9 protein-coding genes are annotated in these 15,825 nt (G+C 44.2%); 1 reads left to right on the plus strand and 8 read right to left on the minus strand.

The genetic code is table 11. The annotated features are described in order from the left end of the window. Nucleotides 1–42: 42 nt before the first annotated feature. Nucleotides 43–2,958: a DEAD/DEAH box helicase gene (locus G8O23_RS12925; protein WP_166365498.1), complete on the plus strand. Its 2,916-nt coding sequence runs from the start codon at nucleotides 43–45 to the stop codon at nucleotides 2,956–2,958. A 148-nt stretch (nucleotides 2,959–3,106) separates the two neighbouring features. Here G8O23_RS12925 and lepB read toward each other — a convergent pair whose 3' ends face one another. The 8 genes from lepB to G8O23_RS12965 all read right to left on the minus strand — a co-directional run bounded on the left by lepB (nucleotide 3,107) and on the right by G8O23_RS12965 (nucleotide 15,564). Beyond that, complete coding sequence (lepB, locus tag G8O23_RS12930; RefSeq protein ID WP_166365500.1) at nucleotides 3,107–4,444, minus strand: signal peptidase I; 1,338 nt, start codon at nucleotides 4,442–4,444, stop codon at nucleotides 3,107–3,109. Between the two features lie 93 nt (nucleotides 4,445–4,537). Continuing rightward, nucleotides 4,538–5,254 carry a 4-hydroxy-tetrahydrodipicolinate reductase gene (dapB, locus tag G8O23_RS12935; protein ID WP_166365502.1) on the minus strand — a complete coding sequence of 239 codons (717 nt, stop codon included), beginning with the start codon at nucleotides 5,252–5,254 and terminating at the stop codon, nucleotides 4,538–4,540. 1,145 nt (nucleotides 5,255–6,399) lie between these two features. Continuing rightward, nucleotides 6,400–7,230: a diaminopimelate epimerase gene (gene dapF / locus G8O23_RS12940; RefSeq protein ID WP_166365504.1), complete on the minus strand. Its 831-nt coding sequence runs from the start codon at nucleotides 7,228–7,230 to the stop codon at nucleotides 6,400–6,402. A 213-nt stretch (nucleotides 7,231–7,443) separates the two neighbouring features. Beyond that, a complete protein-coding gene (locus tag G8O23_RS12945) occupies nucleotides 7,444–7,827 on the minus strand; it encodes a four helix bundle protein (RefSeq protein ID WP_166365506.1) in 384 nt (127 codons plus the stop codon). A gap of 154 nt (nucleotides 7,828–7,981) precedes the next feature. Then, nucleotides 7,982–11,497: an OmpA family protein gene (locus tag G8O23_RS12950; protein ID WP_166365508.1), complete on the minus strand. Its 3,516-nt coding sequence runs from the start codon at nucleotides 11,495–11,497 to the stop codon at nucleotides 7,982–7,984. Between the two features lie 41 nt (nucleotides 11,498–11,538). Beyond that, nucleotides 11,539–12,096, minus strand: coding sequence for a hypothetical protein (locus G8O23_RS12955; RefSeq protein WP_166365510.1), 558 nt, complete (start codon nucleotides 12,094–12,096; stop codon nucleotides 11,539–11,541). A gap of 79 nt (nucleotides 12,097–12,175) precedes the next feature. Further along, nucleotides 12,176–12,727 (minus strand): hypothetical protein, encoded by a 552-nt coding sequence (locus G8O23_RS12960; protein ID WP_166365512.1) that lies wholly within the window; start codon nucleotides 12,725–12,727, stop codon nucleotides 12,176–12,178. Between the two features lie 953 nt (nucleotides 12,728–13,680). Continuing rightward, a complete protein-coding gene (locus G8O23_RS12965) occupies nucleotides 13,681–15,564 on the minus strand; it encodes a tetratricopeptide repeat protein (RefSeq protein ID WP_166365514.1) in 1,884 nt (627 codons plus the stop codon). Nucleotides 15,565–15,825: the final 261 nt, after the last annotated feature.

Raw genomic sequence — 15,825 nt, forward strand, 5'->3', positions numbered from 1 at the left:
GGTTGGGAATTATTATGTTGATAAAAAATGAGTTAGATTTTAATGTCGAATTCAATAGATGTTTTTCGGGGTAAGTTTTTTGCCATATCGCTACAGGATCATAAGGTTCTTGGGGCTACATTCACTGCACATATTGTTGAGCTGCTAAGTAGCGAGGGTGGTATTTACACCGTGCTCGACAATGTTTTTTCTGATAACCTTGCCAAATGGAGTGAGTTGATATCTCCTGAGGCGGAACGAGTTGTTCGAACTCTCGATGAGATAAGCGATAGCAGCATGTTTCGCATGGTGGGCAAGGGCAAAAAATCGGTTGCCCATTTCTACAAGGCCATTCAAACCGACGAGGTGTTTGGCGGCTACGTTCGGTCGTATTTCGAACGACGCATAGCGAAATGTTACGATACCATTGTTAGCAGCAATATTCCAATATTTTTGAAGGATAAGAAGTTTAGCAATCTGTATCACGATCACCTACTTTTGGTGGAGCCTGAGAATGCTGAACCCGTTTTCCGATTTTCGGTAACCCCAATAGAAACACGATACACGCTTGAGGCAACCTGCAAAGGCGAAAGGGTTAGCCTAAAGCATAGGCAAGCCCAGATTGTTACCCATGACCCCTGTATTATCCGATTGGGGTATCGCTTGTTTAGGTTCCATGGCATTGATGCTAAAAAGCTGCTGCCTTTCTTTACCAAGGAATTTATCTCCATTCCTCAGTCGGCTGAAAAGAAGTATTTCGAAACCTTTGTACTAAATGCCTTAAAGACTCAGATTGTAGTACCCGAGGGGTTTAAAATAGTTGAGGCTGAACTTTCGGCCAAAGCTATACTATCGCTCGAGACCAGACTTAATGGATCGTTAGGTTTAGTGTTGTACTTTAGGTATGGCGATAAGAACTACCTGAGCCAAAGCAAACCGCAGAAAGAGGTGTCGCTTAAGGTTGTAAACGAAACATACGTATTCACACGATTTAGCCGCAATGAGGAGTGGGAGGGTGCTGTAAAGGATACAATCAAGTCGTTTGGCCTAACCAATATTCAGGGTGCCGAGTTCACCCCTGCCGATAGTGCATCGGATTACGACCTGATTTCATGGGTAAATACCAACGCCTTGGCATTGGCCCAAAAGGATGTGGAGGTTATTCAGCAGCTTAGGGATATTAGCTACTACATCAAGGGGTACAATCTTGACCTAAAGGCCAAACTCGAGAACGATTGGTTCGATATTTATGGAATGGTTAAGCTAACCGATTTAGAGTTTCCGTTCATCCTTTTACGCAAGAATATCATCAAGGGAATTAGGGAGTACCTTTTGCCCAATGGAGAGGTGTTTGTTATTCCGGAGGAGTGGTTTGCCAAGTATAAGGGGCTGTTTGTGGTGGGTAGTGTCGATGGCGATAAGCTTGTGCTGCCCCAGTCGGGGTTTGGGTTTATTCAGCAAGCGCAAGTTAATTGTCCCGATGCAGACACACTAAAGGAGCGGTTTGCAAACGTGACATTGGCTCAACAGGTGATTATCCCCTCTGGGCTAAAAGCGCAGCTAAGGGACTATCAGCGTCTTGGTCTGCTGTGGCTACAGCTGCTGTACGATAGCGGTATGGGTGGATGCCTAGCCGACGATATGGGGTTGGGGAAAACTATTCAAACCCTTGCCGTGCTCTTGCATGATGCTGAGCGAAGAGAGAGCAATGGAGATCAATTGGCAAGCAATGGCTTACTGCAAATGGGGCGGACCTCGCTATTGGTGGTTCCCACCTCACTGCTATTCAACTGGCAGCGCGAGGTGGAACGCTTTGCGCCAAGCCTTACCATCTATCAGTTTACTGGTCCAAACCGCACTCGTTCTGTTACCGAACTTATTAATTACGATATTGTGCTCACCACCTACGGTGTGCTTCGTAACGAGATAGATCTGCTTAAGGATGTGCGGTTTAACTTTGTGATACTTGACGAGAGCCAGACCATAAAAAATCCTGCCAGCAAGGTTTACCGCTCTGCCGTGCTGCTAAAGGCAAAGCATTACATCAGCTTAAGCGGAACGCCCATTGAGAACTCCCTCACCGATTTATGGGCACAGCTCAACTTCCTAAACCGAGGGATGCTGGGGTCGTTACGCTCATTCAGGGAGCAGTTTATCACTCCAATTGAGAAGAACAAGGACGAGAAGGTACAAGATGCTCTCAAAAGGTTGGTTGAGCCATTCATCATGCGGCGGAGCAAGCAGGAGGTGGCACCAGAACTACCCCAGCTAACCGAGGAGGTGGTGTATTGCAACCTGTCCGAGGAGCAGCGTAGCATTTACGAGGAGGAGAAATCGTTGGTACGCAACAGCATCCTCGAGAACATCGAGAGTGTTGGCTATGGCCAGTCGGCCATTTCGATACTGAGAGGGCTAACCCGGCTAAGGCAGATATCCAATCACCCTCAGATGCTTGAGGAGTACCAGCATGCCGATTCGGGCAAGTTCGATGAGGTTGTGCGCACTATCGAGGCACTGGTGGAGGAGAACCACAAGGTGCTTATCTTCTCGTCGTTTGTAAAACATTTGAGGATTGTTGAGAAACAGCTCGAACAAACAGGTATTGCCTATCAAATGCTGGTGGGCTCCACTACCAATCGTCAGCAGATTGTGGACGGATTTCAGAACAACCCGTCATGCCACGTTTTTCTTATATCGATAAAAGCGGGTGGGGTAGGGCTTAACCTTACGGCTGCCGACTATATCCTTGTGCTCGACCCATGGTGGAACCCCGCCGTGGAGAACCAGGCCATTGCCCGTGCGCATCGAATTGGTCAGGATAAGCCCGTGTTTGTATATCGATTTATCTCGGTGGGTACGGTGGAGGAGAAAATCCGCCGCCTACAGGAAAGCAAGCTGCTGCTGTCGAGCCATTTTGTTGATAACTCAAACCCGTTAAGCGCCATTAGTCAGGAGCAGATGATGGAGATATTGGGGTAGAGTCTATCCTTAAAAACAAGTCGCTGCCCAGAATGTGTTTTGTGGAACTCTGTGACTTCTTTGTGCTCTTTGTGATACAATAAAACTGTTTTCACACAAAGCACAAAGAAGACACAAAATACTCAAAGATGCGATTACAATGTTACTGCTAATTAATCCCCCTAAAAACTCTATTCCAACGAATATTGGCGGGGAAACGCTTATCGGTATCAAGCGAAAGCCATATAAACGATGCCTTACCCACAACATGATCCTCGGGCACAAATCCCCAGAACCGCGAGTCGGCTGAGTTGTGTCGATTGTCGCCCATCATGAAGTAGTAGTCCATTTTAAAGGTGTAGCTGGTGGCCGGCTCATCGTTGATGTAGATTACGCTATCCTTCACAGCAAGGAGGTTCCCCTCGTACTGGTCTATAATCCTTTCGTAAAGCGGTAGGTTATTTATGTCGATATCAATGGTAACTCCCTTTTTTGGTATCCACAGTGGGCCAAAGTTATCCTCGGTCCAAGGGTAGTTGGGCGAGTGAGGGAAAATGGCTTTGGTCATCATGGTTGGATTGGTATTCTCGTGCTTTAGCACCGAGTGCACGTTGTTGAGCTGCCTAATTCTGTCGTATGCCTCAGAGGTTAAGGGCATCTCGTAAATACCTCCAGCAGGGTTAAAAAACCTGTCGGCCTTGGCTATCTTCAAATCATCCAGAATTTTTGAGTTGATAGAGGTGCCGTTTGTCCTAATGATATAGTTGTACTGCATATCATCGATAGTTTCCTGCTTTTGCCCGTTGATGAATACCTGACCCCGGCTAATGCTAAGGGTGTCACCAGCAACAGCAACGCATCGCTTGATGTAATTCTCGCGCTTATCCACAGGCCTAACCACAATGTCGTAATCCCTATGAACCCTTTCGCGACCAATCTCCCTAACCACCGAGTAGTAGCTGCGCTCCTGATGCTGCACAATCACTGTATCGCCCTCGGGGAAGTTGAAAACCACCACATCGTCGCGTTTGATATCGCCAAAACCAGCCAACCGCTTGTAGGGGCGTTTAATCCACTCGAGGTACGACTTGGTATTCTTGGTTAGCGGTAATGTATGGTGCGCAAATGGGAAGGAGAGCGGCGTGTTGGGCAGCTTGGGGCCGTAGCTCACCTTGCTCACAAACAGGTAATCGCCAACAAGTAGCGATTTCTCCATAGACGAGGTGGGGATGGTGTAGGCCTCTATAAAAAACATTCGAATTAGCGTGGCTGCAACCACAGCAAAAATTAGGGCATCAACCCATTCAACCAGGGCGGTTTGCTTTTTCACCCCACGCTTCTTCCAGAAGGTCCAGTTCACCTTACGGGTGATGTGGTAATCAACAAAGATTGGAATACCCAGCAGTAGCCAGTAGTTGCCAACCCATATTACCCAAAGGATAAATATTGAGGTGGAAAGTGCAAACAGAAAGTATCTGTTCTTCAGGATGTTTTTAATTTGTTCCATTATTTTCAATAGTAGGTTTGTTCTCTTAGTTTATTGAAATGAAGGTGAGTGTTCATTTTTTCATCGGTAAGTTTACTACATTTTCACGAATAATTAAACCTGTAGCAAGCTATCCATTGTTAAAATTCCTTTTTTGCCAGCTGCAAATTCGGCTGCAAGCACTGCGCCCAGCGCAAATCCTTTACGGCTTTTGGCGCGGTGGGTAAGCGTAATTTCATCCTGCTCGGAGTTGAGCGTAACGGAATGCGTACCGGGCACATTCCCTTCTCTTTTTGCCTTTATTGGTATTTTATTTTCAGCCATATCGGGTTCAAGAGTCCAGCCCTCAAGTTTTTCTATCTCTTTGGATATTATTTCGGCTAGCGTTATGGCGGTTCCGCTGGGGGCATCCTTTTTCTGGGTGTGGTGTATCTCCTCAATGGCAATATCGTAGCCCTTTACCCTGTTGATGTATTGCGCCATAATACGATTAAGCCTAAAGAAAAGGTTTACCCCAATGCTAAAGTTTGATGCATAGAATAGCGCACCGTGTCCGCTCTCGGCCAGCTGCTTTGCCTCTTCGAAATTATCGAGCCATCCCGTGGTGCCGCTTACCACTGGTGTGTTTGCCAGTAGGCAGGTTTTAATATTTTCGAAAGCCGTTTCGGGAGTTGAGAACTCTATGGCCACATCCACCGCCTTTAGGTTGGTAGGGTTAAGTTCATGCTGGTTCTCCCTGTCAATAATCAGGGTGATGGTATGCCCTCGCTCCTTGGCGATGGCCTCAATTTCATGGCCCATTTTACCGTAGCCAATGAGTGCAATATTCATTTGATATAAAATTTGTTGGGGCAAAAATACAAAGTTGTAGCTGCGTGAGCAAATTGTGGGAGGGTTAGTTTTTGGAGATCGGTAGTGGTCAGTAATCAGTGGACAGTAATCAGTGGTCAGTAATCGGCCTGTCTCGTAAGCCGACGCTTTTTGGAGGTTGACGAGATAATCAGTAATCGGTGGTCAGTAATCGGTGGGCAGTAGTCGGTGATCAGTAGTCGGTGGTCAGTAGTCGGTGGTCAGTAATCGGACTGTCTCGTAAGCCGACGCTTTTTGGAGGTTGACGAGATAATCAGTAATCGGTAATCAGTAATCGGTGGGCAGTAGTCGGTGATCAGTAGTCGGTGGTCAGTAATCGGCCTGTCTCGTAAGCTGACGCTTTTTGGAGGTTGACGAGATAATCAGTAATCGGTAATCAGTAATCGGTGGGCAGTAGTCGGTGATCAGTAGTCGGTGGTCAGTAATCGGCCTGTCTCGTAAGCTGACGCTTTTTGGAGGTTGACGAGATAATCAGTAATCGGTAATCGGTGGGCAGTAATCGGTGGGCAGTAGTCGGTGGTCAGTAATCGGCCTGTCTCGTAAGCCGACGCTTTTTGGAGGTTGACGAGATAATCGGTAATCGGTGGGCAGTAGTCGGTGATCAGTAGTCGGTGGTCAGTAGTCGGTGGTCAGTAATCGGCCTGTCTCGTAAGCCGACGCTTTTGGAGGTTGACGAGATAATCGGTAATCAGTAATCCCTGCCTGCCTTGACGTCAGTCAGGCAGGGGTGATCTGTAGGCAGTGGTCAGTGATCCCTGCCTGCCTGACTGCCTGACCGCAGTAGTCGGGTAGGCAGTCAGGCAGGGGTAAACGGTAAGGAGCCTGTCTCAGCTTGTCTCGTATCTCGTCATCATTTTTGACGAGATAACGAGGGACACAGACTTTTTTTTGGAGGTTGACGAGAAAGACAGATCAATCGTTCTATTTTCCAATCAATCAACCAACCTGCCCGCACTACCTGCCGCCTGCCGGTAGGCAGGGTAGACAGGCCACTGGCGGGTCAACCAATCTAATGTCTAATTGACGCTGACAGTTTACCTGCCTCTGGTAGGCTTGCCTGCCTATGGCAGGGAGCTCCGCACCCTGTCTGCCTACAGGCAGGGCTGTCAGCCTGCCTGCCTGTCTGCCCGACTACCGTGGTCAGACGGGCCGGCAAAGGCAGGGTCAATTTCCCCTTCAAAAACCTTAAGGGCTGGGCCTTGTAGCCAGATATCTTGGTACTTGTTGGTAGCAACTCTTTGAAAGGTTACGGTAAGGGTGCCTCCCCGAGCTTCGAGCGTGTACGAACTTTTGTCCTCGTTGTACCAATGGTTTGCCGCAATGGCGGTGGCTACGGCTCCAGTGCCGCAGGCAAGCGTTTCTCCCTCAACACCCCGCTCGTAGGTGCGAATCTTAATGCTTTGGTCAACAAAATGGGCAAAGTTTACATTTACCCCAGCGGGTTGCTTGCCAAAGGAGTTGCGCATTAATCGGCCCTGGTAGGGAACATCCACATGGTCCACATCGGTTACAAACTGAATAAGGTGAGGCGACCCTGTATTGATTAGGTAGTGATCCTCGTCCATGGTAATATCATCAACGTCTATCATTTTTAGGCGGACTGTTTGCGGGTCAATAACAATTGCCTCATGATCGCCATCAATGCCAGTAAATTTGGTTTTTTCGCCAATAATTCCCAGATGATAAGCAAACATCACAAGGCACCTGCCGCCATTGCCGCACATGGTGGCCTCGTGCCCATCGGAGTTGTAGTAGCGCATCCTGAAGTCTGAGCTGGCGTCGTTCTCTAGCAGCATTAGCCCATCGGCGCCCACGCCGAACTGGCGATGGCAAAGGCTAGCAACCTGTTGGGGCGAAGGGGTAAGATTAAGCTCACGGTTGTCAATAATCACAAAATCGTTGCCTGCGCCGTGGTATTTTTTGAAGTTGATGATCATATCGGTAATCAGTAATCGGTAATCAGTAATCGGTAATCAGTAATCGGTAATCAGTAATCGGTAATCAGTAATCGGTGATCGGTAATCGGTAATCGGTAATCAGTAATCGGTAATCGGTAATCAGTAATCAGTAATCAGTAATCAGTATTTGCTTGTCTCGTAAACAGTCAGGTTGACGAGAGTAATTGGTGATCAGAGACCGGGGGATGCTGCTTATCGATTTTTATTGCAAAATTGATCTGACTTTGTTATCATTGAGTTTAGCATCTTACCAATTGACGAGCACTTATCTAATAACATCTTCATCAAATCGAGGGTTATATATTCACAATCAAATGAAACTTCAATCCAGTGTTGAGTCTCTTGCTGTTCTCCATCCGCATCAGTTAGCTTGCTGATAAAGTGCTTCTCATATCGTCGTTTTGCCCATGCTTCGGCAATTTGCGCACCAACAGAACGCGACGATCGTCTTATTTGATCAGTTAAGGAGTATCTTTCTTCAGCGGGGAATGTCTTTGTGAGTTCGAAAATTTCTTTTGAGAGGTCACGGGATAACTTGTAAACCTCCAAATCACGAAAACTATTTGCAAAATTCATATCGATGTTGTTTAGACAAAGATAAATAATATAGGAAAACCACCACCACCAACCACCACCGATTACTGATTACTGACTACCCCTGCCTGACTGACGTCAAGGCAGGCAGGGATCACCGCCTACTGATTACTGACCACTGATCACCGTCCACCGCCTACCTCCTCAACACCACCACATCAATTCTACGGTTACGGGCACGGCCCTCTTCGGTGTCGTTTGAAGTAAGAGGAACGTTGTTCTTCATATCCTTAACCTCCACATTGCTAAAGCCATTTTCGATAAGGTATTTGGCCACTGCACCTGCGCGGTCGCGACCAATTTCGGGTTTTTGGATTGCCTCAAGATCATCGCAATGGCCCTGAATTTCGAGGCGAACGGTTGGGTTATTCCTAACCTGACGGAGCAGACGATTAAGCTCGGCAACCGATTCGGGTGCAAGGTAATCGCTGTTGGCACCGAATTGAATATTTAGCTCAATGCTTGAACCAACCGAGATGGGTTTAAGCTGAATATTTCGGTTGATATTCATAAAGGTAGTAACCTGCTGTAGAACTAGGTTCTCGGAGAAGTACCAGTAGTCATCGGCCAGAACCTCAAGTAGGTAATCGTCGCTGGCCATGAAGTTTAGGGTGTAGTCGCCGCTGGTGGCGCTAGAGTTAACCGAGGCTACTATGGCGTTGGTGCGAGTGTTTATTAGGTTAACCCTAGCCCTAATGGGTTGTTGCGTGTTTACATCCTTAACTGAGCCCGATATTGTGGTACGGCGTACCTGCTGAACACCCTGCTGCATATCCTGGTCGGTGGCAGCAAAGTTAATCCGGCGCACCTTCTCGTCGAACACAAAGTTTACCTCAAACTGCTTATAGCCATTAAATTGAACTAGGAAGCTGTTCTGCCTAAGGTCAAAGTTTTCGTAGTAAATATTATTGATAGTAAGGATATACTCATCGGTTACGGGGGCAAATAGCACAAACTCACCATTTCTGTCGGTTAGCGTAGAGTAGGAGCGTCCTTGGCTATCGGTGGCGGTTATGCGAACGTTGGAAACATCAACACGTCCTAAGCCCGAAAGGCGGCTACGGTTAAGGATAATTTTACCAAAGACTTTGTTTTTCTCAACGAATGGAAAGTAGTATGTGCCAGATCGGTCTATTTTAATCTCCGTTTCTTCAATAGCTTTGCTATATGTTCCAACATCAGCACTTAATGGAGTATAATTAAATTTATATGTTCCCTCAGGGATTTTTTCAATTTTTACTATTCCAATATTGTCAGAAATAAGTTCAGAGCTATGAAAGTCTCCTGGTATTTTGCCTTTAATCTCAGAATCTACTTTTTCAATTTCTAATAACACACTCTTTATTCCTGGCTCATTCGGCTCCTGAATGAAATTCCCATTATAGTCTTTGAAAAATACGATGTTAATATTGTGATACTTAACCCTTGGTTGATTTAATGCGAAATCTTTTTTCGCTCCGAATTCAAGATATAAATTTTGATAACTTTCAACGGCATCTTGTTGGTTTAACCTGTTTTGCATGGAGTATACGCCAAGAACCTGCACTTCAATATTGTTTGGGAAATAGCAATTAATTTGACCATGTAGGGTCGTATAAGTTGACTTCGCAATCATATCATTGGCATAACTCATTCCAGTTTGGAGTTTCACGATGTCCTTATAGATGAAAAATTCGAAGGTTGGTAAAAGTTGTATCTTTCGAGTTCCAATACTTGTCTGTAAATATTTAATCTGATCATAAGACGATCTTGGTCCAGATGTGTAATAAGCCATTGTTGTGAAGTTACGGCTACGCAACGTCAGTGATAGGTGATGAAATAAAGGGTGTTTGTTGTTGTCGTTATCTGGAGCAAAAGGGTTGTCAAGTATCCTTGCTTGAGCTAATTCAAAAGTAGGAGTTAATATTATAGAGTTGGTTTGATTTTTAATTCTAGTTCCAAAAACAGCTTTTATGTTTAAACTACTAAAACCTCTGCCTTCAGGAAACATCCTTAACCCTGCGTTTTGATAATTAGTAACTGCTGGCCCCCCAAATATTTCAACTTCTGGTGCAATAAAATGCCTCCACTGTGCATATCCGTCTCGTGTTGAGAGGCTTGATCTGTTGACTATAGTTTCTGCTTGGATTGTTGCGAATTGGTTGGTGTTTTCGTTGTAAAAGACTTGAAGTTGATTGTCTTGATTCTTACGCCAGATCATAGACCCAAATACTTCAAATCGACCGGCATAAGGACTATAGTGGAATGCGCTGGCAGATCGTGCACGAATGGACGTTGATACGTTTCCTACGTTCGAGGTGTAATACATTTGCCATCCGAACTCGTTATGATTAGATTTATTATCAATTTGTCTCTCCAGTAAATTGTATGATGATTGGAGGTATAAATTGTGCTGATTAAATAGAGTAAACCTTGAACCTACATAAACTAATTTAGAATTAAAGTTATCCCGTCGGCTTTCGTTATATGCTAACCCCAAATTGGTTTGAACCTCTGGTGTGAATCGATAACTAAAATTACTTCCTAAATTATCTACATCTGTTTGCAAATTCCTTGTTGCAATAAGTTCGGCTTTAATTCTTGGGTTATCATATGCTAAATATCCACCCCGTCCCATCATGCTGCTTTCAACGTTTCTATACCCATCTCCTAGCTCAATAGTCCAATTTTTAATTTGGCCCCTTATGTGCATTTTGTTGTATAGGTAAAGGTCTTCTGGTTTGCGGGAAGAGAAATTCCTATAGTAATATCCAATTTCACTATCTCCTTCAAATAGAAGCTTCCCTTCAAGGTTCAAAGTGTAAACTGGAGTGTTGTATGGGTCTGCAATACCTTGAGCATACGCTGATATACTCAAGGGGATTTCGTTAGAGGGGATTTGATTAACGAATGTCGATTTTATTAGCTTAAACCATAGGTTTGTTTGATAAACTGTGTCAATCGATGAGATCATACTTTTGAGACCAAATATAGTTCTCCCGTATTGCTCTATATCTGCCAGTGATACCCTGAAGGTTAGAAGGCTGTCTGAATGGGGTGGTATGGATACATCCTTTGTAAATAATGCTTCACGTTGTACGCCAACCGTAAGAGAGCTATTGCCATCAAAGAGGAAATTTATTAATTCCTCCCGGTTTCCTTTGTTATGAATGCTTACTGAAAACTCAGCCGACTTTGATGTTGGGTCAAGATAAAAAATTCTGTTAGAATAGCGAATGGTTAGATCTGCAGTGCGGGGTATTTTTACAAAGCAGTATTCGTTTTTTATAGTGTTGCCTCTAGTATCTGTTAGTGAAGCAATAACATTGTAGCCAATGTCGCCTCTAACATTACTACCAATGGCTACTCTTAAGGGGACAGTAATTGAATCTAGGGGAGGAAGGTTGATCTCGATTTTATCTCCACCGATAACTGTCCATCCTTCGGGGACTGTGAAGTTTAGGGTAAAGGTTTCTTGTCTATTGGAGTTGTTTTTTATAACTAGGGCATTGAAGAATGTTTGCTTTGCAGCAGATTCAATGGTTTGACGAGAAAATCTTGCGTCAACATCAACAGGAGCTTCGTTGTAAAGAAAGAATTGAGCAAAACTGCCAAAATTTAGTGAAAATATTAGAGCAAAAGATAATGCGATATGTTTTACCCATATTTTCATTTATTTCCTGGAGTAAGTTAGTAGTTTCTCTAATTGTTTCGTTAGTACAATTCTAACTTAAAATATAATTGAGTATAGTAAAACCCCCATGGCGAATCAAGTAATGGGGCCGTTTTTCCAAACTCATAAGTCAATCCGAATGTTGCTACAAATCCGTCTATTACAGTCCCTTCGATAAAGACTTTTTCAGAATTTGAAAGTGTATAAGGTGTAGTAGAGTTTGGAAATGTATATTCTGTGGCAGGGTGACTAGCTGAAAAGCCTACAGGTTGCATTGTAAGCAATGCAAGATCTAACGGATCATTCCCATCGTCAGATTGAATTGCCGAGTCTGCAGACCAGATGTACAACCTCCAACCTGTGTAGGTACCTACTGGTAGGTCATACCCCGTTGTGTCAATCACAATTTTTATTCTTGTCCAGTTTGGCAACTCAATGCCATTATTGTAATGGTCAAGCGATGTAATGTTGAGCTGAATAAAACCTCCAGAGTAGGTCAGTCTAACAGGCCTTGCCGAAGAGCTATTGGCAAATAATAACCCAGCCAATACAAAGACCAGCATATATATCTTAATGAAACTCTTTGTAGGAATATTCATTTCTTTTTAGTTAACCAATCAATAGAGCCAAACGAACTCCGCTTGGCTCTATTGCCCAATTAACATCTATAGTTTAACTTTAATCTGGTGCTAGGGTTAAGAAAATGTTGTTAACATAAATATCTGTCTCCAAACTTTGTTCCGATAGAGCGGCTGCCATTCCTGCTCCAGCCGTTCCAACTTCCCATTGGATTGTGTATTGATGGTTACCACCAGCACTTGCACCTGCTACAGGGGTTAATACTTGGGTAGCGGCTAATGCGTGTAGGTCAGTGTCAATAACCTCACCATCAGTGGTTCCTAGTGTATAGCCAACGTTGTTTAATGCAAAAGTAGTATTACCTGTCTCAAGGCCAATGAATGTTCCGTTCTCTGGTACCATGGTAATGCTATAGTCTCTCGATGATGAAACCTGAAAGGTTGTGGTTGTTCTTGGGGTTCCACCAATACCATTCTCATACTGATCGATGGTGTTAAAAACAAACACAATATTTCCACCAGAAGTAACGGTTAGGCGAAGAATTGAATTAAGGGTTACGGAAACAGGAATCACAGCTTGGTCAGATACCATTTGTCCAAAGCCCATTTGGGCAAAAAGTAGCATGGCTACTCCAAGTAATAGTTTTCTCATAGGATTTAAAATTTAATTGTTAGTAGTATAGTTGCTAATTTGTTTGCGTTTTGAAAACTTATGTAAAAATATTGCAAAAAAATTATAATACAAGTAGTTTTCATCTTTTTTTGCCGCTAAACTCCTTAATATTGAGTAAGTGAGGTAAATTGCGGATGAATGTTTGAAAAAGTGTGATATATGGCACGGTTATATGGGTGGGTTGGCACGGGGGCGGAGGGGGCGGAGATTGAAGATTGAAGATTTAAGATTGAGGATTGAAGACCGAAGACAGAAGACAGAAGACCGAAGACCGAAAAGAAAGTTCATAAAGTGCCTAGAGTTTTAAGTGCCTAAAGAGGGTGGTTGCGTCCTTTGTACATTAGGAAATATTATTTTATGTGTTTAACAGATTAGGTATTTGCGCCTTAGTGTCTTTGCGTTTAAAGTTTAAAGTCGAAAGTCGAAAGTCGAAAGTCAGAAGTCAGAAGATCGAAGACCACTGAGAAAGTTCATAAATTGCCTAGAGTTTTAAGTGCCTAAAGAGGGTGGTTGCGTCGTTTGTATATTAGGAAGTATAGTTTTATGTGTTTAAACATAAGGCGTTTGCGTCTTCGTGTCTTTGCGTTTAAAGTCGAAAGTCAAAAGTCGAAAGTCGAAAGTCAGAAGTCGGAAGTCGGAAGTCCGAAGACCGAAAAGAAAGTTCATAAAGTGCCTAGAGTATTAAGTGCCTAAAGAGGGTGGTTGCGTCTTTAATACATTAGGAAGTATAGTTTTATGTGTTTAAAGATTTGGTGTTTGCGCCTTAGTGTCTTTGCGTTTAAAGTTTAAAGTTTAAAGTTGAAAGACAATTGACCGAAGAGAGAAGACTGAAGGGGGAAACACTAGGAATTATTGCAGGCAGTTTGTGTTAAATGTACAGGTGGGGTTACTTTTACGCTTAGCGAAAAGTCACCCCGTCAGTTATACCACCGCTAGCAGTCAATCTTAAATCCCATCACCAGCACATCATCCACCTGAGGGTATTCCTGGCGCTTCCATTCGTTAAATGTAATCTTCAGGATTTCGCGTTGCTCATTGGCAGGCAGCTTATGGATATGCTCAAGTAGCTCGGTAAAGTTTTTTATCATGAACTTGCGACCATCGTTGCCTCCAAACTGATCGATATAGCCATCGGAGAACATGTATACCCAAGTTGGACAATCAATGGGTATTCTGTGGGTAGTAAACTCCAAGTCGGTATTGGTACTGCCTCCACCAATGGATTCCTTATCTCCCCTAATCCTAAATAGCTCATCGTTGGCAATGTAAACGAGGGGATTTTTTGCTCCTGAAAACTCAATCACTCTCTCCTTGGGATCCCAAACGCAAAGAGCCATATCCATACCGTCGCGGTTATCGGTCTCGTCCTGCCTAAGGGTGCGCCTAATCCCTTTGTTTAGCTCCATGAGTATTTGCCCAGGTTTATGGATGCCCTTGTCAATAATTTCGTCGAGGAGGTTGTAGCCAATCATCGACAGGAACGCACCCGGCACCCCGTGACCTGTACAGTCAATGGCCGAGATGGCAAACTTATCGGTTTCCTTATTGTAGGCAGCATTACCATTGCGGATTGGTGTAAACCAGTAGTAGTCGCCGCTAACCACATCGCGGGGTTTAAAGTATATAAATGAGTCAACAAAGTACTGCTCCAGCGTTTTTTGCGAAGGGAGCAACGCTTTTTGAATACCCTGAGCGTAGTTAATACTCTTGTTGATATTCTCGTTTTGCTTTTGAATCTGATTCTTCTGCTTGTTTATCTCCTCGTTTTGACTGCTAAGAAGCGAGTTGGCTTTGCGCTTATCGCGATATCCCTTAAATATGAAAAGGGAGAGGATAATCATTAGGAAGATACCCGCTGCCCCGGCGTAAATGGTTGTTTGCTGAGCCTGTAGTCGGGCTTGCTGCTCTTTCTCGGCAAGCTCCTGTATCTGTCGTTGCGACTCCAGTAGCTCAATTTCCTGCTGGCGCTGTCGGGCAAGTTGCTCAACCCGAAGCAGCGAGTCCCTTTGCGCTTGTATTGCAAACCCCAAGGAGTCCTCGGTGGCTTGTGCCCTAATTTTTTGGAGCTCCATTTCAAGCGCCTGAGCGGTACGCTGGACCCTTTCGCGTTCAACCTCAGCTTCGGTTTTTCCCACAATGCCTTCGTACTGCTCCCTTACCTCGGCCCGGGTAAGCTGTTGCTCTATTTGCGCCGACAAGTTGTTCATCTCCTGAACCTTGGCAAGGTTACCAAGCTGATCGTAGTTGTAGCTTAAAAGACGTAAGCAGTTCAGGGTGAGACGTGGGTTACCCAAATCTCTTGATAATGCAAGAGCCTCTTCGAGCAAAGGTATGGCCCTTTCATGCTGTCGGAGTGCGCCATGTATATAGGCAACATCGATTAAGCCCGCAGCTATATCCGATTTGTTATTGAGAATGCGCCGGGCCTCAAGGCTTTTGTTAAAATATTCCAAAGCCAGGTCAAACCGTTCGAGGTCGGTATAAATTAAGGCAATGTTGCTGTAAATTGATTTAATATCGTTGTAGTTACGAACTTTCTCGTTCAGGGGAACCGATTCGAGAAAGTAGGACACAGCCTCGCGAAGGCTTCCGTTTTCCCAGTAGGTAAAGGCTATCCGGTTAAGGTAAAATATGGCTTGTTCTGTGTTGTTGGCCTGTTTATACCGTGCTACTAGCTCAAGGTATCTGTCTACATCCTCTTGCTTCTCCTTGGGCAATACATTTATCTGCTGAGCCATTGAGATGGTTCCCCAGCAGCAGGTAAAAAGCGCAATAACAATTAGCTTAATTTTTGGGGCAAAGCTGGTTCGAATCATATGTGGAACAATTATCCGTAGATCAAAAATAGTTAAAAATCTATTATACAAGCTACTTTTTGATTAATCTTTTCTTTTTGCAGGTCAATAGGTGTTTTGGTTTTACTAATGGCCGATTCGTTCGATTGATATAGAAGTACAATGTTTAAGTTGCTTATTAAAATTATATGATTATCCGTAATTGTACCTAAGTTTTCCATACCAAGTATCTTCGACAGCTGCAACTAGTAGTCTATCAAATAGATTCGCTCCAAAATATCG

The organism is Perlabentimonas gracilis, assembly GCF_011174675.1.
Classification (GTDB): domain Bacteria; phylum Bacteroidota; class Bacteroidia; order Bacteroidales; family Tenuifilaceae; genus Perlabentimonas; species Perlabentimonas gracilis.

Bases quoted from the DNA above. Each gene is read 5' to 3' on its own strand.
- G8O23_RS12925 (WP_166365498.1), top strand. From the start codon at position 43: ATGTCGAATTCAATAGATGTTTTTCGGGGTAAGTTTTTTGCCATATCG.
- lepB (WP_166365500.1), bottom strand. From the start codon at position 4,444: ATGGAACAAATTAAAAACATCCTGAAGAACAGATACTTTCTGTTTGCA.
- dapB (WP_166365502.1), bottom strand. From the start codon at position 5,254: ATGAATATTGCACTCATTGGCTACGGTAAAATGGGCCATGAAATTGAG.
- dapF (WP_166365504.1), bottom strand. From the start codon at position 7,230: ATGATCATCAACTTCAAAAAATACCACGGCGCAGGCAACGATTTTGTG.
- G8O23_RS12945 (WP_166365506.1), bottom strand. From the start codon at position 7,827: ATGAATTTTGCAAATAGTTTTCGTGATTTGGAGGTTTACAAGTTATCC.
- G8O23_RS12950 (WP_166365508.1), bottom strand. From the start codon at position 11,497: ATGAAAATATGGGTAAAACATATCGCATTATCTTTTGCTCTAATATTT.
- G8O23_RS12955 (WP_166365510.1), bottom strand. From the start codon at position 12,096: ATGAATATTCCTACAAAGAGTTTCATTAAGATATATATGCTGGTCTTT.
- G8O23_RS12960 (WP_166365512.1), bottom strand. From the start codon at position 12,727: ATGAGAAAACTATTACTTGGAGTAGCCATGCTACTTTTTGCCCAAATG.
- G8O23_RS12965 (WP_166365514.1), bottom strand. From the start codon at position 15,564: ATGATTCGAACCAGCTTTGCCCCAAAAATTAAGCTAATTGTTATTGCG.